Consider the following 23671-nt stretch of genomic DNA (forward strand, 5'->3'; position numbering starts at 1 on the left):
CGGCTGCGCGGACAGGCCGCGCAGCAGGAAAGTGCCTAGAACGTATAGCCGACTTGCGGCGTTTTATTCTCCAGCGCATCGAGCAAACGCACCAGCGGCTTGAGTTCCGTGTAGCGGTTGGCCGTCTTGCGCACGTAGTCGAGCACGGTCGGCAGGTCGCCCATGTACAGATCCTTGCCGTCGCGGTAGTTTAGGCGCGCGAACAGGCCGAGGATTTTCAGGTGGCGCTGCAGGGCCGTGAATTCGAAATCGCGGTAGAAGGCGTCGATGTCGGGATTGACGGGCAAGCCCAGCTGCTTGGCGCGCTGCCAGTAGCGGATCACCCAGTCGAGCACCAGTTCCTCGTCCCACTGGATATACGCGTCGCGCAGCAGCGAGGCGATGTCGTAGGTGACGGGACCGAAGACGGCGTCCTGGAAGTCGAGGATGCCGGGATTGGGGGTCGAACCATCGTTGATGTGCATCAAATTGCGCGAATGGTAGTCGCGGTGCATGAATACTTGCTGCTGCGACAAGATATTCGCCGTGATGGCCTCGAAGACCTTGTCCAGCTGGGTTTGTTGCACATCCGTCAAGGTGGCGCCCAGGTGCTTGCCGATAAACCATTCCGGGAACAGATTCATTTCGCGCAGGATGAAGGCGCGGTCGAATTCGGGCAGCACGTCGGGGGCGCTGGCCAGCTGGATTTTCATCAACGATTCCAGCGCTTCGGCGTACAGCACGCTGGCATTGTCGTGGTTCAAGGCGTCGAGATAGGTGGTCGTGCCCAGGTCGGAGAGCAGCAGGAAGCCATTCTCCAGGTCTTGCGCGATGATGTCGGGCACGGACACGCCGGCGCTTTTCAGCAAGCCGGCCACCTTGACAAAGGCGGGCACGTTTTCGCGCTCGGGCGGCGCATCCATGGCGACCAGTGTACTTCCCGGCAATGTTGCATTGCCTGGCAGCACATCGAGACGGTAGTAGCGGCGGAAGCTGGCATCGCTGGAAGCGGGGCGGGCGGAATCGGGAGAAACGAGGTTAAGCGAGGTCAACCAGGCTTTCAACAGGGTCAGGCGAGCGTCGGCGGATGCCGGCGCGGCAGGGGAATTGGGGGAGAATGACATTAAGCGGCCTGTGGAATCGGGTTGATGGTGCAGATTCCCATATAATAAGGGATTCAAATCAAAAAATCGCCTGTCAATGGTGCTTGCCCCTTCCAATTCATGAGCTGGTTTTCGGCCTCCCCCCCTTCGCAGCGCTGGGCTTTCGCCATCAGCGCGCTCGTCGCCGCTACGACGGTGCCTGTCCACGCCCAGAAAGCACCGCGTCCGGTGCATGTGGAAGATCCCGACGCGCCCACCGTCATGACGGCGAACAGCATGAACGGACGCCCGGAGCGGGAGATCAATCTCGACCAGAATGTCGTGATTGAGCGCGGAAAAACCACAAAAATGACGGCCGATACAGCTTGTTACAAACAAGTTGAAGATCAGTTCGATGCCGAGGGCCATATCAAGATGTGGCGTTTCGGCGATTACTACACGGGCGACGTCCTGAAGCTGAACATGGAGACCGGCAAGGGTTTCCTGCTCAACCCGACTTACCGCTTCGAAGTGGGCGGCGGCCAGGGCAAGGCCGAGCGCGTCGACTTCATCAATCCCGATGAAGCCACTGTGATCGACGGCACCTATAGTACTTGCGAGGGACCGAATCCTGACTGGTACCTGAAATCGAGCACCTTGAACCTCGACACGGGCCGCGACGTGGGCACCGGCAGCAAGACCATCATCTATTTCAAGGACGTGCCGATCCTGGGCACGCCGGGCATCTCGTTTTCGCTGTCGGGTGCGCGCCGCTCGGGCTGGCTGGCGCCCACGCCAGGCTTTGCCTCGAAGAACGGTTTCGAACTGCTGATGCCGTACTACGTGAACATCGCGCCGAACCGCGACCTGACCCTGTACCCGCGCTATATCCAGCGGCGCGGCATCCAGCTCGGGGCGACGGGCCGCTACATGGGCGAGACGGATGCCGGCCTGTACCAGGGCGAAACGTCGTTCGAGTTCTTGCCTAACGACAAGCAGACCAAGACCAACCGCTACATGATCAAGTCCAAGCATGAGCAGGCGCTGGCCAAGGACTGGAGTTACAGCTGGGATCTGCGCGAAGCGTCCGACAATAATTACCCGAACGATTTTTCGAAAACCGTCGCCACCGCCACCGAGCGCCAGTTGCTGCGCGAATTGCGCACCGACTACCGCACCGAGGACTGGAGCCTGACGGCGCGCGTGCAGAATTACCAGGTGCTGCAGGATCCCGATGCGGTCAACAATCCCAGCCTGACCGTCACGCGTCCGTATGACCGTTTGCCGGCGGTGAACTTTCATGCTGGCAAATACGATGTCTGGGGCGGCTTCGACTGGACCTTCGACGCGGAAGCGACGCGCTTCGCGCATCCGACTCTGGTGCAAGGCTCGCGCCTCGTGGCCGTGCCGCAAGTGAGTTTCCCCATCCTGCGCCCTGGCTACTTCATCACGCCCAAGCTGATGCTCAATGCCAGCGCGTATCAGCTCGACAATGACGCCAGGACCAAGGCACTGTTCCCGTCGACCTCGTTTACGCGCGCCGTGCCGACGTTCTCGGTCGACAGCGGGCTGGTGTTTGAACGCGACACGAATCTGTTTGGCGCCAAGGGCGGCACGCAAACCCTGGAACCGCGTCTGTTCTACGTCTATACGCCGTACCGCGACCAGTCGCAGTTTCCGAACTTCGATACGGCCGCCGGCACGTTCAACCTGACGCAGATCTTCACGGAAAACCGGTTTGTCGGCAGCGACCGCATCGGCGACGCCAACCAGGTCACGGCCGCCCTGGTGTCGCGCTTCCTGCAGGCGGACGGCACGGAGCGCATGCGACTGACCTTCGGCCAGCGTTTCTATTTTGCCGACCAGCGCGTGCAGCTCAATTCGAGCACGCCCGTGAATCAGTCGCGTTCGGATATCCTGCTGGCCGCGACGGGCCGCGTGTCCGAGACTTGGACCGCCGACAGCCTGGTGCAGTACAATCCCAGCGACCGTCAACTGGTGAGCTACAACTACACCTTGCAATATCAGCCCGGTGCCAAGAAGGTATTGAATTTTGGCAATCGTTTCCAGCGTGGAGATGCTGGTTGGCGCAATGTTGAAGTGTCGTCCCAATGGCCGTTGACGGACCGCCTGTATGGCGTGGGACGCATCAGCTATTCCGTGAAGGATCGCAGCATGCTGGAAAGCCTGGTCGGCCTGGAATACAAGGGCGACTGCTGGGTGTTCCGCATGGGGGCGCAGCGTTTCGTGACGACGAACAAGACTGTCTCGACACCGATCTTCTTCCAGCTGGAATTGACGGGCTTGTCGAGTGGCCTGGGCTTGGGCGCGAATGGCCTGGAAACTTTTACAAAAACCATCCCCGGTTACCAGACACTGAGCCAGCCACTCCGTTAAGATAGGCACCGTTGCCGCCGCCGGTGTTCCCGGCGCTGGCACAAACCGGTTTTTTTATTCACCTGAACTCATGAGCGCTCTACACATTATGCGTAATGCCAGTATGCACCAACTCAAAATTGCAACGGTTTTGTTGTGCGCCATTTCCGGCGCCACGACCAGTAGTGTCTGGGCGCAACAGGCTGCGCCAGCGCCAGCGCCAGCGCCAGCGCCTGCGGCCAAGCCCGCTGCCGCTGCCCCAGCGCCGGTCAAGGGCTTCACGCCCCCCGCGTCGAGCAGTGGCCAGACCATCGATTCCATCGCCGTCGTCGTCAATGACGATGTGATCACGCGCAATGAAGTGGCGGCCCGCATCAAGAGCGTGGAGCAGCGCATGAAGGCGCAGAATATCCCGCTTCCCGACCCTGCCGACCTGCGCCGCCAGTTGCTCGAGCGCATGATTGTCGAGCGCGCGCAAATGCAGCTGGCCAAGGAAATGGGCGTGCGCGTGGATGACCTGACCCTGGACCGCGCGATTGGCCGTATTGCTGAACAGCAAAAAATGACGGTGCAAGAGCTGCGCAACCAGATGGAAAAGGAAGGCACGCCGTTTGCGACCTTCCGCGAAGAAATCCGCGATGAAATCATCATGCAGCGCCTGCGCGAGCACGAAGTCGACGCCAAGATCCAGATTTCCGATTCCGAGGTGGATAACTTCCTGGAAGCGGAAAAAGCGGCAGCCAGCGAACAGGTGGAGATGAACCTGGCGCAAATTCTCGTGCGCATTCCGGAAAATTCCAGCCCCGAACAAATCGCCGCCCGCCGCGCGCGCGCCGAAGAAGTCAGCCGCCAGCTGCGCACGGGCGCCGATTTCGCCAAGATGGCCGCCACCTATTCCGACGCCAGCGATGCGCTGAGCGGCGGCGATATCGGCTGGCGCCAGAGCGACCGCCTGCCGCCCCTGTTCACGGAACAGTTGCTGAAATTGAAGCCAGGCCAGATCACGCCTATCATCAAGAGCAACACGGGCTTCCATATCCTGAAGCTGCTGGACCGCCGCAGCGCTGCCGAGGCGCAAGCCGTGGCCGCCGTGCAGCAAACGCATGCCCGCCACATCCTGCTGAAAGTGACGCCGACCCTGTCGGCGGCCGAAGCTAAACGCAAACTGCTGGAATTGAAGGAGCGTCTCGACAACAAGGCCGCCAAATTCGAAGACCTGGCCCGTTTGTTCTCGAACGACGGTTCCGCGGCCAAGGGCGGCGACCTGGGCTGGCTGTATCCAGGCGACACCGTGCCGGAATTTGAAACGGCGATGAATGCGCTGAAACCGGGCGAAGTGAGCCAGCCGATCGAATCGAGCTTTGGCTTCCACCTGATCGAAGTGCTGGAACGCAAGAGCGACGACGTCTCGAAAGAGAAGCAGCGCGCCGCCGCACGCAATGCCTTGCGCGAACGCAAGCTGGAAGAAGCGACGGAAAACTGGGCGCGCGAAGTGCGCGACCGTGCCTACGTCGAATTCCGCGCGGACGACCAGTAATGCTGCTGATTCATTGCGCATGAGTAACTTGCCCCTTGCACGCCGTCCGGCCATCGCCATCACCTGTGGCGAACCGGCCGGTGTCGGCCCGGAAATCTCCATACGCGCGGCCTGGGCCATGCGCAATGAAGTCAACTGCATCCTGCTGGGCGACGCCGCCTTCCTGGCGCTGACGGCCAGTCTGATCGATCCGGAGATCCGCCTGGCGGCGCTGTCGCTGCAAGCCGTGCGCAACAGCGGCTTGCCCCAGTTCGGTCCCGGCCGCCTGGCCGTAATCGACATTCCTACTGTTAACAATGTCATTCCCGGCGTGCTGGACAAGGAAAATGGCCGCTCCGTGCTGGCCTCCCTGGACGCGGCCGTGGAAGGTGTCCAGGCCGGCTGGTTTGGCGCCATGGTCACGGCACCCTTGCAAAAAAGCACGATCAACGATGCAGGCGTAGCCTTTTCCGGCCATACGGAATACCTGGCAGAAAAAACCGGCACGCCGCAAGTGGTGATGATGCTGGCCGGCGAACCGGGTCACGGCGAGCCGACCTTGCGCGTGGCGCTGGCCACCACGCACCTGCCATTGAAGGACGTGTCCGCTGCCATCACGATGGACAGCCTGGCCGTCACCCTGGATATCATTCAGCTTGATTTGCAACAGAAATTCGGCATCGCCGCGCCGCGCATCCTGGTCACCGGCTTGAACCCGCACGCGGGCGAGGGCGGCTATCTGGGACGCGAGGAAATCGAGGTGATCAGCCCCGCGATTGCCGCGGCGCAAGCGCGCGGCATCGATGCGCGCGGACCGTACCCGGCCGACACCTTGTTCCAACACAAATACCTGGCGGACGCCGACTGCGTGCTGGCCATGTACCACGACCAGGGCTTGCCCGTGCTGAAATACGCAACCTTCGGGCGCGGCATCAATATCACCCTGGGCTTGCCGCTGATCCGCACTTCGGTCGACCACGGCACGGCGCTGGACCTGGCCGCGCAAGGGCTGGGCCTGGCCGATAGCCACAGCATGGAGCAAGCCCTGCAAACGGCGCTCGACATGCTGCGCGCGAGTATCCCGACCAGAGCGTAGGTCGGGTTAGCCGCAAGGCGTAACCCGACGCTGCCTGCTCAACGATCCCGCCGGCCTGTGCCGGCTTTACCGCATTGATAGAAAACACATTATGAAACACGTTGCCCGCAAACGCTTTGGCCAGAACTTCCTGCATGACCGCTTCGTCCTCGACGACATCACGGCCGCCATCGCGCCGCAGCCGGACGACGCCATGGTCGAGATCGGCCCCGGCCTGGGCGCGATGACGGAGCAGCTGCTGCGCCATTTGAAACAGATGCATGTGGTGGAACTGGACCGCGACCTGATCGTGCGCCTGGAAAAGACCTTCAATCCGGCCAAGCTGACGATCCACTCGGGCGATGCGCTGAAGTTTGATTTCGCGCAAATTCCCGTGCCGGCCGGCCAGAAGCTGCGCATCGTGGGCAACTTGCCGTACAACATTTCCAGCCCGCTGCTGTTCCACCTGGCGGACTTCGCCCCGCTGGTGCAGGACCAGCATTTCATGCTGCAAAAGGAAGTGGTCGAACGCATGGTGGCCGAGCCGGGCAGCAAGGCGTATGGCCGCCTGTCCGTGATGCTGCAATGGCGCTATGACATGTCCTTGCTGTTCATCGTGCCGCCGACGGCCTTCGATCCGCCGCCGAAGGTGGAATCGGCCATCGTGCGCATGATTCCCGTGGCCGAGCGCCTGGCCTGCGACCAGGCCACTTTGGAAGCGGTGGTCATGAAGGCCTTCTCGCAGCGCCGCAAGGTGATCCGCAACTGCCTGGCCGGCATGTTTACGGAAGAGCAGATCAAGGCGGCCGGCATCGATCCGACCCTGCGTCCGGAAACCGTGGGCCTGGAGCAGTATGTTGCCCTGGCGAATCTGCTGAAAGCACCTGCTTGAGTTTTAACTTAAAACCACTGATCGACCTGCTGTAAATCCTGGCGCAACGCTGAAAAACAGTCGTCCACATGGTGGTTGCGGCTGATTTCATTGCGCCGCATCAAGGCGATCTTGCGCTTGCAGGTGGGCTGGCGCAGGGGCGCCACATGCAGATCCTCGTCGTTGAGGAAGGTCGTGTACAGGCTGGGCATGATGCCCACGGCGATGCCGGCGCGCACCACGCCATACAGCGATTCGCTGTGGATCATCTGGTACAGGCTCGACGGGCTCAAGCCATGCTGGCGCAGCGCGCTCGAGGCGAACTCCCAGATGCTGCCCTTGGTAAACACGACGATTTCCTGGCCCGCCAGCTGTTCCCAGCGCACTTCCTTCAGCGGCGCCAGCGCATGGCGTCCCGCCGTCACCAAGACCAGCTCGTCCTCGAACAGGCCCACGCTTTCCAGCGAGACGGAACCAGGCACCTCGATGCCCACGCAAAAGTCCAGCTGGCCCGAATGCAGCGCATGCAGCAAGCCGTCGTTGGGCATGTCCGACAGGACGATTTCCACTTCATCGCCATGCTGCTCGCAGTAGCGCGCCACCACCACGGCCGTCATCGCCATGGCCGAGGGAATCGCGCCGATGCGGATGCGGTGCCGGCCGCTGCCGATGGCGCGCTGGATATCGGCAAAGGTGTTGCTGGCCGTATTCAATAAATGTGTGGCGTAATCGAGCGCCAGCTTGCCTTCGCGCGTCAGTTCCAACTGGTGGGTTGTGCGGTTAAACAACTTTTTTCCCAGTTGATTTTCCAGCAGCTTGATCGATGCGCTGAGGGCCGGCTGGGTCACGCACAATTCCTGTGCAGCCTTGCTGAAGCTGTTTACCCGGGCTAGGGTGGCAAATGCTTGCAAATGTCGTAAGGAAATTTTCTTGCTCAGTTCATGCATGGCTTTGCTTATTAGAAAAAGTAATGGATTTATAAAAATAAACAAATTTTCTTATCCCGCAATTTACCATATTCTGGACTGGTCCTTACTTGTCTTGAAAGCAACAATATTCGGGAGAAGAGCCTGGAATGCGGCGCCGGCAGGTGCGGCGGTGCGCCAGACTAGGGATGTATCAATAAAATAATTCCAAAAAAACTCAGGGTTTATTCTTTTTAGGGTGGCGGCGATGAACAAATGGATGACGGGAACGATGGTGGTGGGTGGCTTGCTGGCGGCGCAGGGCGCGGCGCAGGCGCAAAGCAGCGTGCAAGTGTATGGCTTGCTGTCGGCCGGCATCGGCTATGTGTCGGATGAGGGCAAGGGCAGCCGCACGCATGCGCTGAGCGGCACGAACCAGAATCCCCGCATCGGTTTTCGCGGCCAGGAAGACCTGGGCGACGGCACCAAGGCCGTCTTCGTGCTGGAAAACGGTTTTAACGTGATGACGGGCACGGCCTCGCAAAGCGGCCGTTTGTTTGGCCGCCAGTCGTATGTGGGCCTGTCGAGCAACGACAAGGGGACGCTCACCCTGGGCCGCCAGTACGAAGCCGTGAAGGATCTGCTGGGCCCGGTGGTCATCGCCAGTAACGGCGTGCACATCGGCGACAACGACAATGGCTACAACAACTTGCGCGTGCAAAATGCCGTCAAGTATGTCAGCCCGAACATCAGCAACCTGTCGTTCACGGGCTTGTACGGTTTCAGCGAAAATCCGGAAGACTCCAACCGCAACCGCGTCTACAGCATGGGCGCCGGCTACAAGGTCGATGCCTTCAGCTGGGCCGTCGCCTACACCAAGATGGATCGCCCGAACAGCCCCGATGCGCCGAATGGCGCCATCGGCAACGACTACGGCAGTTCCCTGCTGATCTTCAACAAGAGCGCCGTCAAGGGCGCCGGCGTGGACAGCCAGGCCATCGCCGGTACGGGAGGCTTTTATAATGTCGGCAGGACCAAGTTCGGCGCGCTGTACACCAACGTGCGCTACCACTACCTGGATCAAAGCAATCTGACCTTGCAAAACGTGGACCTGAACGTGAACCACAAGCTGACGGAAGCGTTGAACCTGGGCGCCTCGTATTTCTTTACCACGGGTAAATATGATGTGATCAACAAGACGCCAAAATGGCATCAGGTCAACTTCCAGGCCGATTACTTCCTGTCCAAGCGCACCGACGTCGCCATCACCTGGAGTTACCAGAAGGCGGCAGGCGATGCGACGTTCGCCCGCGTGTTCGGCTTCGGCGCCTCGGGCGGCAAGACGCAAAGCGTGCTGATCGTCGGCATGCGACATTATTTCTGATTCTGATTCATCTTTACAGGCGCTGTCCCGCAGCGCCGCCCCCTGAAAGGAAGCATCTTGAAAAAGCACCTCATGTTGGCGTTGAGCCTAGGCTTGCTGGCCAACGCCGCCCACGCGGAAAAACGCGAGCTGGTCATTTCGGCCTATCCGATTGCCCAGCCCTTGTTCATGAAGTATGTGTACGAGCCGTTCAAGGCCAAATGCGGTTGCGATATCAAGGTGGAAACGGGGAATAATGCGGACCGCATCGCCAAGCTGGTGGTGCACGCCAAGAACCCGGTGATCGACCTGGTGCTGCTGTCCGATTCCGGCATGCTGGAAGCGGCGCAAAAGGGTGTCATTCAGCCCATGGATTACTCCAAGCTGAGCAATTACAAAGCCCTGTACGACGTGGCGAAAAACCCTATCGGCGGCAACTACGCCGTCGGCTACACGCTGTACTCGGTGGGCCTGGTGTACCGCAGCGACAAGGTCGCCCCGCTGACGTCCTGGAAGGACCTGTGGCGCCCCGAACTGAAGGGCCGCGTGGCCTTCCCCGACGTGAGCACCACGCAGGGCCCCTTGATGCTGCGCATGGCCGATGCGGCCTGGGGCGGCAAGACGGACGACTACGCCACGGGCTTTGCCAAGATCGTCGGCATGAAGGGCAACGTCGTCACGTTCTCGAAAAACAGCGCGCAGCTCGCTGCCCTGTTCGCGCAGGATGAAATCTGGGCCGCGCCCGTGGCGCGCTTTACCTGGTCGCAAATGCTCAAGACGGGCCTGCCCCTGAAATGGAGCATCCCGGCCGAAGGCCAGGCGGCCGGCATGAACGTGATGGGCATCGTCGCCGGTTCGAAGAACGCGGACCTGGCCTACCAGCTGATGGATTTCTGGCTGTCCAAGGAAGTGCAGACGCAGCTGGCGACCAACCTGGTCGACTCGCCCGTCAACAAGGACGTGCGCCTGTCGGTGGCCGCCGCGCAATTCAACACCTATGGCCCTGACCAGATCAATTCGCTGAAATTCGTCAAGCCGGAAACCATCATCAAACAGCGCAGCAACTGGATGACGCAGTGGAACAAGGCCATGAGCAAATAGTGGTGACGAGGAGAGAACGCCATGTTTGCTGATCCAAAAAAGCGCCTGGGACTGCTGCTGGTCCTGCCTGCGCTGATCTTTATCGTCGTCTGCTTCCTGCTGCCCGTGCTGGCCTTGCTGGTCGACGCCTTCCGCGTCGGCGACGGCATGCAGTGGGGCGTCGACCGCTTCATCGAATTCTTCTCGCAGGAATTCAACCGCACCATCTTCTGGCGCACCCTGCGCATCGCCGCGCTGGTAACCCTGGCGTCCATCATCCTCGGCTACCCGGCCGCGCAAGCCGTGGCGCGCGTGTCGCCGAAGTGGCGCGGCCTGGTGGTCGGCATGATGATCCTGCCGCTGATGGTTTCGCCCATCGCGCGTACCTATGCGTGGATCGTCTTGCTGGGCCGTAACGGCGCCGTCAACGCGGCGCTCGTCAACATGGGTTTCACGGAAGAGCCGCTGCGTTTGCTGTTCAGCGAGTTCGCCGTCTTTGTCGGCCTGCTGCAACTGCTGCTGCCGCTGATGCTGATGTCGCTGGCCGGCGCGCTGGAAAACCTGCCGCGCGACGTGGAACCGGCCGCGGCGACTTTGGGCGCGAATCCATGGCAAGTATTCTGCAAGGTCACCCTGCCGCTGACGCAGGAAGGCCTGGTGGTCGGCGGCACGCTGGTATTTACGGGCTGCGTGACGGCCTACGTGACGCCGGCCCTCTTGGGCGGCACCAAGGTGCTGATGCTGGAAACGCTGCTGTACCAGAAGGTCAGCGTGGAGAGCGACTTTGGCGCGGCCAACGTCATCGCCGTCATCCTTGTCTGCATGACCCTGCTGGTCAATGCCGGCCTTAAACGTATTTCCTCGAGCCGGAGCTCCGTATGAAAGAAAGCCTATTCTCGCGCGCCGTCCTGTGGCTGGTGTTTTTGTTCCTGCTGGGGCCTTTCGCCATCGTCGTGCTGGCCGGCTTTTCCGGCGGCGAAACGCTGGCCTTCCCGCCCGAGTCGTATTCGCTGCGCTGGATCCTCGAAGTGTGGGCTGCGCCCGAGTTCCGCCGCGCCTTCCAGACCAGCCTGGAAATCGGCCTGATCGCCACCGTCATCGCGCTCCTGCTGGGCATTCCCGTCGCGTATGCGTTTTCGCGCATGCCGCCGCCCGGCATCGGCGCCATCCGGCAAATCCTGACGTCGCCGCTGATTATTCCCGCCATCCTGGTCGGTTTGGGCTTGCTGCACCACCTGGTGCTGACGATCAATGCGCCCGTGTACGTGGGCCTGCTGATCGGCCATATCGCGCTCTTGATTCCGTACTCGGTGCGCGTCGTGTACGCCAGCCTGGTGAATCTGCGCGTGGATATCGAAGATGCCGCCATCACGCTGGGCGCGTCGCGTTTGCGCGCCTTCTTCATGATCGTGCTGCCGAATATCCGCAACGCCGTGATCGCCGCCTTCTTCCTCGCCTTCGTCACTTCGTTCAACCAGGTGCCCGTCTCGCTGTTCCTGACGGGGCCTGGCATCAGCACCCTGCCGATCGAGATGCTGGGGCATATGGAAAACAGCTTCGATCCGTCGATCGCTGCCCTGTCGACCTTGCTGGTCTTGTTCACCATGGCCTTCGTGATGGTGACCGAGAAGGTGCTGGGCATTTCTAAATACATGTAAGAGGCAACACACGATGAGTTATCTGGAACTGCACAAGCTGAACCTCGGCTACGCCAAGAACACGACGTCCGTGAAGGACCTGGACCTGCACGTCGAGCAGGGCGAGCTGATTTCCCTGCTGGGCCCCAGCGGCTGCGGCAAGACCACCACCATGCGCGCCATCGCCGGCCTGATGCCGCTGCAGTCGGGCCGCATCGTGCTCGACGGCCGCGAAATCGGCAAGCTGGCGCCGAATAAACGCAATATCGGCATGGTCTTCCAGTCCTACGCGCTGTTCCCGCACCTGAACGTGTACGACAACATCGCCTTCGGCTTGCGCCTGCGCAAGGTGGCGCCAGCTTTGCTGAAAACGAAAGTGGAAGCCGTGATCGCCGCCGTCGGCCTGACGGGTTTTGAAACGCGTTTGCCGGCGCAGATGTCCGGCGGCCAGCAGCAGCGCGTGGCGCTGGCGCGCGCCATCGTCGTCGAGCCGGCCCTGCTGCTGCTCGACGAGCCGCTGTCGAACCTGGACGCCAAGCTGCGCGTGCAGATGCGCGCCGAGCTGCGCCGCATCCAGCGCGAACTGGGTATCACCATGCTGTACGTGACGCATGACCAGGAAGAAGCGCTGGCCCTGTCCGACCGCATCGTCGTCATGAACGGCGGGCGCATCGAGCAGCTGGCCGCGCCGGAAGCCGTGTTCAATACGCCGTCGACGCGCTTCGTCGCCAACTTCATGGGTTTCGAAAATCTGTTCGACTACCGCGACGGCGCGCTGCACCATGCCGGCGCCAGCCTGCCGTACACGTCCCCCGTCGCTGCCGGCACCACGGTGCTGGGCTGGCGTCCGGACAAGGTGCGCGTCTGCGCGCCCGATGACGCGGCGGCTCACTACCCGGGCACCGTGCTGGCGCGCGGCTTCCTGGGCGACACCGTCGAATACCTGCTGCAAACGCCGCTGGGCCAGGTCAAGGGCATTTGCGCGGCCGGCGGCGCCGCCTGGCGCGAAGGCACGGCCGTCTCGTTCGTGCTGCCGTCCGACAGCGCCCTGTGCCTGGCCGCCTAACCTCGACTGAAAGCCACCATGACCCAAGCCTTGAAAAAGATCTGGCTCGACACCGATCCCGGTTTCGACGACTGGCTGACGATGCTGCTCTTGGGCAGCAATCCCGCTATCGAGTGGCTGGGCGTGAGCGTGGTGGCGGGCAATGCGCCCGTCGACATCACCTACGACAATGCCTTGCGCATCAAGGCGCATGACGGCTTGACGGTGCCGATCTACCGCGGCTGCGAAGAGCCGCTGGCCGGCGTCATCGAAACGGCGCAGCGCATCCTCGGCGACAGCGGCATGCCGACCACGGGCGAGGTGCTGCCGCCCGGCGCCGACAGCGATGCTGCCGGCCACGCCGTCGACGCGCTGATCGCCGCCGTGCGCAAGCATCCGGGCCAGATCACCATCATGGCGATCGCGCCGATGACGAACCTGGCGACCGCCTTGACCCGCGCGCCCGACATCGCCGAGAAAATCGTCGAAATCATCCTGATGGGCGGCTCGACCGACCAGGGCAACCACACGGCGGCGGCCGAATTCAATATCTATGCGGACCCGGAAGCGGCCGCCCAGGTGTTCAAATCCGGCATCCCGCTGCGCATGTTCGGCCTGAACCTGTGCCGTCAGCTCTTGGTGACGAATGCGGAAGTGGAACGCCTGCGCGCCCTCGGCACGCCGCGCGCGCTACGTCTGGCAGGCTACCTGGAAGCGTATGTGCGCATCCGCAGCAGCGACGGTTCCGTGCCCATGCCCATGTACGACCCGGTGGTGGCCCTGTATTTGGAAGCGCCGCAGCTGTTCCAGTTCCAGCCGGCTCACGTGGCCATCGAATTGACGGGCGAATTGACGCGCGGCATGACGGTGTGCGAATTCCGCGTGCCGCGCCGCGCCGCCATCAACACGCAGGTGGCGATGCTGGCCGACGGTCCCGCCGCCATCGAGCGCCTGATGCGCCGCCTGGCCGCCATTCTCGTCTGACCCACTTCACTACGAAACGAGCTTCATGTCTAATTCTCCCCTGAGCATCGAACAGTTTTTACGCGCCATGCCGAAAGTGGAGCTGCATTGCCACCTGTTCGGCACGGTGCGCCAGGCTACTTTCCGCGCGCTGGCCGCCAAGACGGGCAATGTCGTCACGCCCGAGGAAATCGACGCGTTCTATACGCGCGGCGACAAGCCCGTCGGCGTACTGCGCGTGCTGCGCGCGCTCGACGCGCACCTGATCGTCTCGCCGACGGACCTGTATTGCCTGGCGTATGAATACCTGGAAGACGCGCATGGCCATGGCGTGCGCTATGCGGAGTTCTTCTGGAATCCGACCGGCACCGTGCGCGTCTCGGGCATCCGCTACGAGTCGGCGCAAGACGCCATCGTGGCCGCCATCCGCGATGCGCAAAGGGATTTTGGCGTGATCGGCCGTCTGATCCCCAGCATCGACCGCGAAGCGGCTCCCGCCGAAGCCGCGCAGATGGTGGAGTGGATGAAAGCTTACCGCGCGCCGGAAGTGATCGGCATCGGCATCGACTACCGCGAAAACGACCGTCCGCCGGAGCTCTTCATCGAAGCCTACCGCGCCGCGCGCGCCGCCGGCTTCAAGTGCACGGCGCACGCGGGCGAATTCGGCATGCCGTGGATGAACGTGGCGACGGCGATAGACGAATTGCAGGTGGACCGGGTCGACCACGGCTACACGATCGTCGACAATCCTGAACTGGCGCAGCGCTGCGTGGAACGGGGCCTGGTGTTTACCGTCGTGCCCACCAATTCGTATTATCTGCGCACCCTGGCGCCCGAACGCTGGGCGCTCGACCACCCGATCCGCGCCATGGCCAAGCTGGGCCTGAAACTGCATCCGAACACGGACGATCCGACCCTGCACCACGTGACGCCGACGGGCGCCTGGATGATGATGCGCGAATTCGGCTTCGGCCTCGACGACATGCGCGGCTTCATGTTGAATGGCCTCGACGCGGCCTGGATAGACGAGAGCACGCGGCGCGACTGGCGCGCGGAATTTACGCGCGAGTTCGACGCGCTGCGGGCCAGGGTCATCGAGTAAATCAGGCCGACGCCGGTGGTGGGGCCAGCAGCGAGGGAAACGCCCGCTGCGGGCAGCTTTGGCGCTCGCACACCTTGCAGCCCGTGCCGATCGGCGTGGCGCTGGATGGATCGTGCAAATCGAGTCCCTTCGAATAGATCAGCCGGTGCGCCTGCGAGATATCGCAGCCCAGCGCCACGGCAAAGGTCTTGCCCGGTGCGCGGAAACCCGGCGACGCCGTGCTGACCTGGCGCGCGATCCACAGGTAGGTGCAGCCGTCGGGCATGCTGGCCACTTGCGTGAGCACCTGGCCCGGATGGCTGAAGGCGTCGTAGACGATCCACAACGGACACGTGCCGCCCACCCTGGAAAAATGGAAGTCCGTCGCCGACTGGCGCTTCGAGACATTGCCCGCGCGGTCGACGCGCACGAAGAAAAACGGCAGCCCCGCCGCATCGGGGCGCTGCATGGTACTCAGACGGTGGCATACGGCTTCGAAACCCACGCCGAACTGGTGCGCCAGGCGCTCGATATCGTAGGCGCGCGTCTCCGCCGCCTGCAGGAAGCGCTGGTACGGCATCAGCAGGGCGCCGGCGAAATAATTGGAAAACGCCAGGCGCGCGCCCGTCTGCGCGGCCGCGCCGGAGAGTCCTGCCGCCAGCACGAGCGCGTCGATCAAGTCGCTGTGCTCGAGCAGGCTGATTTGCGCCGCCATCTGGAAGGCGCGCTGGCCGCCCGTCAGGGTGTCGGGCAGAAACAGGATATGGTGTTGCGCGTCGTAGCGGTGCTTGCGCACCATGCCCGCGTCGCCATCGGACAAGCGCACCTGGATGCCGTGGCGCTCCAGCAGGCGGCCTTGCAGCGCGTCGAGCGTGCGCAGGGCGGGATCGAGTTCGCCCGCCACCCGCTCCGCCGCCCGGTCCAGTTCATCGATATAGTTTTGCCGCCGGTTCAGGTATTCGCGTACTTCCTCGTCCGTGGAGGGCGCCGCCGAGCTGGCGCCGCGGCTGCCGTCGTCGAGGCGCGCGGCCAGCGTATCGGCCCGTTCCGCCATCACGCGGTAGCGCCGCTGCAAGAGCAAAATCGAGCGCGCCAGCTCCGGCATGTTTTCCACCAACATTTTCAATTCCGCCATCGAGGTGGGCGGCGCGTCGGGCAATTCGCCGAACACGTCGCGCACGTCCGCCACCAGGCTGGCGCTGTCGTGTTCGGAAAAGATTTGCGGATCGACCCCGAGAACACTGCCGATGCGCAGCAGAATCGGCACCGTCAGCGGGCGCTGGTTGCGCTCCATCTGGTTCAGGTAGCTGGGCGAGATGCCCAGGGCCTTGGCCAGCGCCACCTGCGTCATGCGCCGTTCCTCGCGCAGCCGCTGCAGGCGCACGCCCATGAAAACCTTTGCCATCGCGTTTCCTCTTCCCCGGTTTGTGGAATCTGCAAATTTACAATCTTTGCAGATTAACAGATTCATCTTTGCATTATCTCGCATTTTCACGCCTTGTTTGCAGGCTGGATTGTGCGAATAATGCAAACAGACCTATACCCCAACGAGGAGACACCGAGTGACCACGCAAACCGCAATTCCGACCGTTCCACTGTTGATCAACGGCGAGTGGGTCGAATCCCGCACCACCGTCTGGCGCGACGTCGTCAACCCCGCCACGCAGGAAGTCCTGGCCAAGGTACCGTTCGCCACGCCCGATGAAGTGAACGCGGCCATCGCCTCGGCCCAGCGCGCCTTCAAAACCTGGCGCAAGACGCCGATCGGCGCCCGTGCCCGCATCTTCCTGAAATTGCAGCAGCTGATCCGTGAAAACATGGCCGACCTGGCCGCCACCCTCACCATGGAACAGGGCAAGACTTTGCTCGATGCGGAAGGCGACGTCTTCCGCGGTCTGGAAGTGGTCGAGCATGCCGCCAATATCGGCACCCTGCAGATGGGCGAATACGCGCAAAACGTGGCTGGCGGCGTCGACACCTACAGCGTGATGCAGCCGCTGGGCGTGTGCGCCGGCATTACCCCGTTCAATTTCCCCGCCATGATCCCCCTGTGGATGTTCCCGATGGCGATTGCCTGCGGCAATACCTTCGTGCTGAAACCATCGGAGCAAGATCCGCTCGTGACGGAAAAACTCGTGCGCCTGGCCTTGCAGGCGGGCATCCCGGCCGGCGTGCTGAACGTCATCCACGGCGGCGAAGACGTGGTCAACGCCCTGTGCGACCATCCGGATATCAAGGCCATCTCGTTTGTCGGCTCGAGCAAGGTGGGCACGCATGTGTACCAGCGCGCCAGCCTGAACGGCAAGCGCGCGCAATGCATGATGGGCGCCAAGAACCATGCCGTCGTCTTGCCGGATGCCAATAAAGAACAGACCCTGAACCAGCTGTTGGGCGCCGGTTTCGGCGCGGCCGGACAGCGCTGCATGGCCGCGTCCGTTGCCGTGCTGGTGGGCGAAGCGCGCGAGTGGCTGCCGGAACTGTCCGCCAAGGCGCAAGGCTTGAGCGTGGGCGCAGGCAAGGACAACCCGGACCTGGGCCCCGTGATTTCCTGCGCGGCAAAAGAGCGCGTGCACAGCCTGGTCGCCAAGGGCATCGAACAGGGCGCCGTGCTGACGCTCGATGGCCGCGACGTGAAGGTCGATGGCTATCCGAACGGCAACTTCGTCGGCCCGACGATTTTGTCCGGCGTGAAGCCCGGCATGGTCGTGTATGACCAGGAAATCTTTGGCCCCGTCCTGATTGTCGTCGAAGTCGATACCCTGGACGAAGCGATTGCGCTGGTGAACGCGAATCCGAACGGCAACGGCACGGCCCTGTTCACGCAAAGCGGCGCGGCCGCGCGCTATTTCCAGGAAGAAATCGACGTGGGCCAGGTGGGCATCAACGTACCCATTCCCGTGCCCGTGCCCCTGTTCAGCTTTACGGGTTCGCGCGGCTCCAAGCTGGGCGACCTGGGTCCGTTCGGCAAGCAGGTCGTGCTGTTCTACACGCAGACGCAGACGATCACCCAGCGCTGGTTCACGGATGCGGCCTCGGTGGGCAAGGTCAACACCACCATCAGCCTCAAGTAAGGAGTGGCCATGGACTTTGAATTGAGCGACGAACAGCGCGAGTTCCAGCAGGCGGCGCGCGCGTTTGCCGAAGGCGAACTGGCGCCGCACGCGGCGCACTGGGATGCGGAATCGATCTTCCCGGTGGAAACCATCGCCAAGGCGGGCGAGATGGGCTTTTGCGGCCTGTACACGCCGCAGCGCTGGGGCGGCCTGGGCCTCTCCCGCCAGGACGCGGCCATCGTCTTCGAGGAACTGGCCGGCGGCTGCACCTCGACCACGGCCTACATCACGATCCACAACATGGCTACCTGGATGCTGTCGCGCTGGGGGCAGGAAGCGCTGTGCGACGAGTGGGTGCCGGCCCTGGCCGCCGGTCAGAAGCTGGCCAGCTATTGCCTGACGGAACCGCAGTCGGGCTCGGATGCGGCGTCCTTGCGTACCAAGGCAGTCAAGGATGGCGACTTTTATGTGCTGGACGGCACGAAAGCGTTTATTTCGGGTGCGGGCCAGACGGACATGCTGATCGTCATGGCGAGAACCGGCGGCGAGGGCGCGGCCGGTATTTCCGCCTTTGCCGTGCCGGCGAATTTGCCCGGCATCGTGTATGGCAAGAAAGAAGAAAAGATGGGCTGGAACAGTCAGCCCACGCGCATCATCAGCTTCGATCAGGTGAAAGTGCCTGTCGGTAACTTGCTGGGCGCGGAAGGCGAAGGCTTTGCCATCGCCATGAAGGGCATCGATGGCGGGCGCATCAATATCGCCGTGTGCTCGGTGGGCACGGCGCAGGCGGCCCTGACGCGGGCGCAGGCGTACATGAAGGAGCGCACGCAGTTCGGCCGCGAGCTGGCCCAGTTCCAGGCGCTGCAATTCAAGCTGGCCGACATGCTGACGGAACTGGTGGCGGCGCGCCAGATGGTGCGCCTGGCGGCCTGGAAACTCGACCAGGAAAGCCCGGATGCGACGGCGTATTGCGCCATGGCCAAACGTTTCGCCACGGATGTGGGTTTCAATGTGGCCAACGATGCGCTGCAATTGCATGGCGGCTACGGCTACATCCGCGAGTACCCGCTCGAGCGCCATGTGCGCGACACGCGCGTGCACCAGATCCTGGAAGGGACGAATGAAATCATGCGCCTGATCGTCGCGCGAGCGATTCTGAAAGACGGCGCCACGGAGACCTTACGATGACTAAAGTGTATACCAATCTGCTGCTGGAACGCCGCGGCCACACGGCCCTGGTGACTCTCGACAACCCGCCCGCCCACACGTGGACCCTGGCCAGCCTGCGCGCCCTGAAAGAGTTGGTGGCCGACCTGAACCTTGATCCGGACGTGTACGCGCTCGTGATCACGGGCGGCGGCGCCAAGTTCTTCTCGGCTGGCGCCGATCTGAAAGTGTTTGCTGACGGCAATAAAGACACGGCGTTCGCCATGGCCGCCGCGTTTGGCGAGGCCTTCGAGGCACTGTCCGCGTTTCGTGGCGTCAGCATCGCCGCCATCAATGGCTATGCCATGGGCGGCGGGCTCGAATGCGCGCTGGCCTGCGATATCCGCATCGCCGAGGAACACGCGCAGATGGCCTTGCCGGAAGCCTCCGTCGGCTTGCTGCCGTGCGCGGGCGGCACGCAGCACTTGCCGTGGCTGGTGGGCGAAGGCTGGGCCAAGCGCATGATTTTATGTGGCGAGCGCGTCGATGCGGACAAGGCCCTGGCCATCGGCCTCGTCGAGGAAGTCGTGCCAACTGGCAAGGCTGCCGCCACGGCACTGGCCCTGGCCGCCAAGGTGGCGCGCCAGAGTCCCAGCAGCGTGACGGCGTGCAAGACCCTGATCCAGGGCGCGCGCAGCCATCCGCTGGTCGATTCCCTGCCCGACGAGCGCACCCTGTTCCTGGGCCTGTTCGATACGCAAGACCAGAAAGAGGGCGTGCAGGCGTTCCTGGAAAAACGTCCGGCGGAGTGGAAGAATGGTTGAGACTTTGCTTGAAACCGTGAAAATCGAGGAACGCGACTGTCCCGGCGGCAAGAAGCTGGGCGTCATCGCCCTCGATGCGCCGAAGTCCTTGCACGCCTTGACCCTGGACATGATCCGCGCCATCGACGGCGCCCTCGTGCGCTGGGATGCTGACGACGCCATCGCCTGCGTGGTGCTGCAATCGTCGACGGACAAGGCCTTCTGTGCCGGCGGCGACGTGCGCAGCCTGCGTTCGGCCGTGGCCGAGCAACCGGGTGTCGTGCCGAACCCGCAGGCGCTGGCCTTCTTTGCCGAGGAGTACCGGCTCGACCACCGCATCCATACGTATGCGAAACCGCTGCTGGTGTGGGGCGGCGGCATCGTCATGGGCGGCGGCCTGGGCCTGATGGCCGGTGCCAGCCACAAAGTGGTGACGGAAAGCACGCGCATTGCCATGCCGGAAATCACGATCGGCCTGTTCCCCGACGTGGGCGGCAGCTGGTTCCTGGGCCGCATGCCGGGCCGCAGCGGCCTGTTCCTCGGTTTGACGGGCGCGCCGATGAACGCGGCCGACGCGCTGTTCGCGGGCCTGGGCGACTATTTCCTGCGCCAGGAAGAGCGGAACATGGTGCTCGACGCGCTGGCGCTGGCGCAATGGCAAGCTGATCCGCAGGCGAATCACCAGCAGCTGAGCCGCTTGCTGCGCGGCTTCTCGGCGCCAGCCTCCATGCTGCCCGTCTCCGAAGTGCGCGCCAACTTCGACGCCATCGCCGCGCTGACGCAAGCACCCACCTTGCCCGAAGTGGTGGCCGCCATTGCCGCGTATGACGGCGATTCGGTCTGGCTGCAAAAGGCGGCCCACTCGCTGGACAAGGGCGCGCCCACTTCGGCCGCCTTGGTGTGGGACATGCGTGTACGCACGCGGCACATGAGTCTGGCGCAAGTGTTCCAGCTGGAACTGATCGTTGCCGTGCAATGCTGCGCCCACGCAGACTTCAGCGAAGGCGTGCGCGCCTTGCTGATCGACAAGGACAACGCGCCGCAGTGGCAACCGGCCAGCCTGGCCGAGGTCAGCGCAGCGTATCTGGACGAGTATTTTGCGGCGCCGTGGAGCACGCATCCACTTGCCGACCTACACATTTAAACATTTAAGTAGTGCATAAAAATGCTCAGGGCTAGGCGCCTTGCCGAAGGCAGTACGACTAGTACGACGAGGCAAGGCAACAACGCCATGGGCTTTTTTAGGCGCTACAGGAGATATTTACCATGCAACATATCGCATTTATCGGCCTGGGCAACATGGGCGCGCCGATGGCCCGCAACCTGGTGGCCGCCGGCTTCCACGTGTCCGTGTTCGACCTGGCGCCGGCGGCGGTGGCGTCGCTGGTCGAGGCGGGCGCCACGGCGGCCGCGTCCGCCAGTGCGGCCGTGCAGACGGCCGACGCCGTTATCACCATGCTGCCGGCCAACAAGCACGTGCAGGAGCTGTATCTGGGCGCCGGCGGCGTGCTCGATTCGGCCAAGCCGGGCGCCCTGTTCATCGATTGCAGCACCATCGCGGCCGACGTGGCGCGGCAGGTGGCGCAGGCGGCCAGCGAGCGCGGCTTTGCCATGATCGATGCGCCCGTCTCGGGCGGCACGGCGGGCGCGGCGGCCGGCACCCTGACCTTCATCGTCGGCGGCAGCGAAGTGGCCTTGCAGCAGGCGCGGCCCTTGCTGGAAAAGATGGGCAAGAACATTTTCCATGCGGGCGAGGCGGGCGCGGGCCAGGTAGCGAAGATTTGCAACAACATGCTGCTGGGTATCTTGATGGCGGGGACAGCCGAGGCGCTGAACCTGGGCGTGGCGCATGGCCTTGATCCGAAAGTGTTGTCCGAGATCATGGCCAAGAGTTCGGGCCGCAACTGGACCCTGGAAGTGTACAACCCGTGGCCCGGCGTCATGGACGGCACGCCCGCCTCGCGCAATTACACGGGCGGCTTCGGCACGGCGCTGATGCTGAAGGACCTGGGCCTGGCGCAGCAGTCGGCCCTGTCGGCGAACGCGCCCACGCCCTTGGGCGGGCTGGTGCGCCAGCTGTACCAGATGCATGCGCAAGCCGGTTATGCGCAGCAGGATTTCTCCAGCATCGTGCAGATGCTGCAGCCGGGCTTGAATCAACCGGCCTGAGAAATTTTGGACAAAAAAAAGCCCGCTGGTGAAAGCGGGCTAAATCCAATTCTTGGAAGAGTTGGAGGAGACAGATGCATTATGCTGCATCGCCACATATAATTCCAATTTATCTTTCGAATATCAACTATAGATTTCCATGATATCTCTTCCTGGCAGCCGCGTCGCGGCTGCCAGCGTCACCGCATCAGGCCGGATTGCAGGCGATCTGCACGGTCGTCACGTTCGCTTCGCCCATGACGCCAACGCCGGTGTTCGGCGCCACGCTGCATTTCAAGCCGGTCGGCTGGGCAAATATGCTGATGCCATACGTGTCGCCATCGGGAACACGCGACGCCAGGGTGAAGGTCGTGCTGTCCTTGGCCACCGAGGTTTGCGCATTGCCGTTGATCAGGATCAGGCCGTCGGCTGTCAGGCCAGTCACCGTGCCGCCTACCGTGTAGCTATTTTGCGTGCACATGACGGCCGCCTGGATGCTCAGGTAGTGACCGGCCGAACCGGTCCCGCCACTGACGGTGCAAGTCATGTGGGCTGGCTGGGTCTGCACGGTGATGTTGTAGTCGGTGCCATAGTCGATGCGCTTGGCAAAGGTGAACGAAGTCTGGCCCGCTGTAATCGGGAGGTTGACGCCGGCGTTGGCCAGGACCAGGCCGTTGGTGTTCAAGTTGCTGATGGTGCCGCTGACATCATACGAGGCCTTGCCGCCGCAAGCAGCCAGTCCCAGGGTCAACAGCAGCGCGGCGACAGGGCGCAGGCAGGATAACTTCATGTATTTCTCCAATCCAATATAGTGGTGACGAATCGCGTGGCTTACAGCGCCGTGCAGTTCAGTGTGGCGCCGGTCGTGGCGGCTGAACCCATGGTGCCGACGACGTCGCGGCCGTTGGCGCTGGCAGAACCCACGAAACTGCACGTCTGGCCCGTTGGATACGTCGCGATGGAAATATTGTAGGCGATGCCGTCATTGACATTCGGGAATGTATAGCTGGTGCTGCCTTTCAGCGGGCTGGTGGTGGTATTGCCGATGGCCAGGGTCAAGCCGTCGGCGGTCAGGCCCGTGATGGTGCCGCTCAGCGGGTAGGAGTTGGTCACGCAGCTCACGAAGGCCGTGGTCACGGTATAGCTCGATGCCTTGCCGACGCCATTGGTAATAGTGCAGACGGCGCCCTTTGGCTGTTGCGCAATGGTGATGTCGTAGCGGTCATCGGTGCTGACCAGCTTGGTGAAAACAAAGGAGGTCTGGCCTGAGGCGACAGGCAGGCGTTCGCCATCATTCAGCAGAATCAGGCCATCTTTTGCCAGATTGGAGACTTGGCCGCTCAGATACAGGTTGCCGCCGCTGCCGCCGCAGGCCGCCAATGTGACGGCGCAAGCCGCCGCCAGCATCGAGCGCAGGTACAAATTTTTCATACATTCTCCAAAACGAATTAGGTTGGGTAGCGCAACGCGGACGCTGGCGCCGCATTGGAATGGCGCCTATTTTAGTCTATCTGGCAAGCCGGATGATCTTGCCTTGTATCACCCTGT

General features: G+C 62.6%; 21 protein-coding genes. 16 read left to right on the forward strand and 5 right to left on the reverse strand.

The genetic code is table 11. The annotated features are described in order from the left end of the window. Positions 1-35 precede the first annotated feature (35 nt). Entirely contained in the window at positions 36-1103 is a 1068-nt protein-coding gene (locus tag AC0V2Y_RS11330) for an aminoglycoside phosphotransferase family protein (RefSeq protein WP_475414144.1), read from the reverse strand. Positions 1104-1202: 99 nt separating this feature from the next. On the opposite strand from AC0V2Y_RS11330, the gene AC0V2Y_RS11335 reads away from it, so the two are divergent. From AC0V2Y_RS11335 to rsmA, 4 genes are all read left to right on the forward strand, one after another. After that, positions 1203-3458, forward strand: coding sequence for an LPS-assembly protein LptD (locus tag AC0V2Y_RS11335; protein ID WP_475414143.1), 2256 nt, complete (start codon positions 1203-1205; stop codon positions 3456-3458). A gap of 103 nt (positions 3459-3561) precedes the next feature. After that, positions 3562-4974 carry a peptidylprolyl isomerase gene (locus AC0V2Y_RS11340; RefSeq protein ID WP_475414142.1) on the forward strand — a complete coding sequence of 471 codons (1413 nt, stop codon included), beginning with the start codon at positions 3562-3564 and terminating at the stop codon, positions 4972-4974. Positions 4975-4993: 19 nt separating this feature from the next. Next, positions 4994-6049: a 4-hydroxythreonine-4-phosphate dehydrogenase PdxA gene (gene pdxA, locus AC0V2Y_RS11345; RefSeq protein WP_475414141.1), complete on the forward strand. Its 1056-nt coding sequence runs from the start codon at positions 4994-4996 to the stop codon at positions 6047-6049. 91 nt (positions 6050-6140) lie between these two features. Next, positions 6141-6920 (forward strand): 16S rRNA (adenine(1518)-N(6)/adenine(1519)-N(6))-dimethyltransferase RsmA, encoded by a 780-nt coding sequence (gene rsmA, locus AC0V2Y_RS11350; protein WP_475414140.1) that lies wholly within the window; start codon positions 6141-6143, stop codon positions 6918-6920. 8 nt (positions 6921-6928) lie between these two features. Here the strand turns inward: rsmA and AC0V2Y_RS11355 are convergent, their stop codons facing one another. Further along, positions 6929-7846 carry a LysR family transcriptional regulator gene (locus AC0V2Y_RS11355; RefSeq protein ID WP_034778821.1) on the reverse strand — a complete coding sequence of 306 codons (918 nt, stop codon included), beginning with the start codon at positions 7844-7846 and terminating at the stop codon, positions 6929-6931. Positions 7847-8072: 226 nt separating this feature from the next. Here AC0V2Y_RS11355 and AC0V2Y_RS11360 point away from each other — a divergent pair, with 226 nt between their 5' ends. From AC0V2Y_RS11360 to AC0V2Y_RS11390, 7 genes are read left to right on the forward strand one after another with little or no spacing between them, the layout of a single operon-like run. Beyond that, positions 8073-9188 carry a porin gene (locus tag AC0V2Y_RS11360; protein ID WP_475414139.1) on the forward strand — a complete coding sequence of 372 codons (1116 nt, stop codon included), beginning with the start codon at positions 8073-8075 and terminating at the stop codon, positions 9186-9188. A 57-nt stretch (positions 9189-9245) separates the two neighbouring features. Then, positions 9246-10268 carry an ABC transporter substrate-binding protein gene (locus AC0V2Y_RS11365; RefSeq protein WP_475414138.1) on the forward strand — a complete coding sequence of 341 codons (1023 nt, stop codon included), beginning with the start codon at positions 9246-9248 and terminating at the stop codon, positions 10266-10268. Positions 10269-10289: 21 nt separating this feature from the next. Further along, positions 10290-11129, forward strand: coding sequence for an ABC transporter permease (locus AC0V2Y_RS11370; RefSeq protein ID WP_436533310.1), 840 nt, complete (start codon positions 10290-10292; stop codon positions 11127-11129). Continuing rightward, the gene (locus tag AC0V2Y_RS11375; protein WP_070290842.1) at positions 11126-11905 is read left to right on the forward strand and encodes an ABC transporter permease; all 780 of its coding nucleotides are present in this window, start codon (positions 11126-11128) and stop codon (positions 11903-11905) included. The genes AC0V2Y_RS11370 and AC0V2Y_RS11375 overlap by 4 nt, the downstream gene beginning before the upstream one ends. Positions 11906-11918: 13 nt before the next feature. Continuing rightward, positions 11919-12950, forward strand: a complete 1032-nt coding sequence (locus AC0V2Y_RS11380; RefSeq protein ID WP_474293273.1) for an ATP-binding cassette domain-containing protein — start codon at positions 11919-11921, stop codon at positions 12948-12950. Positions 12951-12968: 18 nt separating this feature from the next. Next, positions 12969-13913: a nucleoside hydrolase gene (locus AC0V2Y_RS11385; RefSeq protein WP_475414137.1), complete on the forward strand. Its 945-nt coding sequence runs from the start codon at positions 12969-12971 to the stop codon at positions 13911-13913. 25 nt (positions 13914-13938) lie between these two features. Beyond that, entirely contained in the window at positions 13939-14994 is a 1056-nt protein-coding gene (locus AC0V2Y_RS11390; RefSeq protein WP_475414136.1) for an adenosine deaminase family protein, read from the forward strand. 1 nt (position 14995) lies between these two features. Here the strand turns inward: AC0V2Y_RS11390 and AC0V2Y_RS11395 are convergent, their stop codons facing one another. Beyond that, positions 14996-16378: a short-chain fatty acyl-CoA regulator family protein gene (locus AC0V2Y_RS11395; protein WP_475414135.1), complete on the reverse strand. Its 1383-nt coding sequence runs from the start codon at positions 16376-16378 to the stop codon at positions 14996-14998. Positions 16379-16535: 157 nt separating this feature from the next. On the opposite strand from AC0V2Y_RS11395, the gene AC0V2Y_RS11400 reads away from it, so the two are divergent. From AC0V2Y_RS11400 to mmsB, 5 genes are all read left to right on the forward strand, one after another. Continuing rightward, positions 16536-18044 (forward strand): CoA-acylating methylmalonate-semialdehyde dehydrogenase, encoded by a 1509-nt coding sequence (locus AC0V2Y_RS11400; RefSeq protein WP_475414134.1) that lies wholly within the window; start codon positions 16536-16538, stop codon positions 18042-18044. A 9-nt stretch (positions 18045-18053) separates the two neighbouring features. Continuing rightward, positions 18054-19214 (forward strand): acyl-CoA dehydrogenase family protein, encoded by a 1161-nt coding sequence (locus AC0V2Y_RS11405; RefSeq protein WP_436500134.1) that lies wholly within the window; start codon positions 18054-18056, stop codon positions 19212-19214. Beyond that, positions 19211-19996, forward strand: coding sequence for an enoyl-CoA hydratase (locus tag AC0V2Y_RS11410; RefSeq protein ID WP_475414133.1), 786 nt, complete (start codon positions 19211-19213; stop codon positions 19994-19996). The genes AC0V2Y_RS11405 and AC0V2Y_RS11410 overlap by 4 nt, the downstream gene beginning before the upstream one ends. Beyond that, positions 19989-21119 (forward strand): enoyl-CoA hydratase/isomerase family protein, encoded by a 1131-nt coding sequence (locus AC0V2Y_RS11415; RefSeq protein WP_475414132.1) that lies wholly within the window; start codon positions 19989-19991, stop codon positions 21117-21119. The genes AC0V2Y_RS11410 and AC0V2Y_RS11415 overlap by 8 nt, the downstream gene beginning before the upstream one ends. Positions 21120-21241: 122 nt before the next feature. Next, the gene (gene mmsB, locus AC0V2Y_RS11420; RefSeq protein ID WP_475414131.1) at positions 21242-22144 is read left to right on the forward strand and encodes a 3-hydroxyisobutyrate dehydrogenase; all 903 of its coding nucleotides are present in this window, start codon (positions 21242-21244) and stop codon (positions 22142-22144) included. 187 nt (positions 22145-22331) lie between these two features. Here mmsB and AC0V2Y_RS11425 read toward each other — a convergent pair whose 3' ends face one another. Next, positions 22332-22913: a hypothetical protein gene (locus AC0V2Y_RS11425; RefSeq protein WP_475414130.1), complete on the reverse strand. Its 582-nt coding sequence runs from the start codon at positions 22911-22913 to the stop codon at positions 22332-22334. A 41-nt stretch (positions 22914-22954) separates the two neighbouring features. Then, complete coding sequence (locus AC0V2Y_RS11430) at positions 22955-23554, reverse strand: hypothetical protein (RefSeq protein WP_475414129.1); 600 nt, start codon at positions 23552-23554, stop codon at positions 22955-22957. Positions 23555-23671: the final 117 nt, after the last annotated feature.

The sequence above is a fragment of the Janthinobacterium sp. BHSEK genome (genome assembly GCF_056174685.1).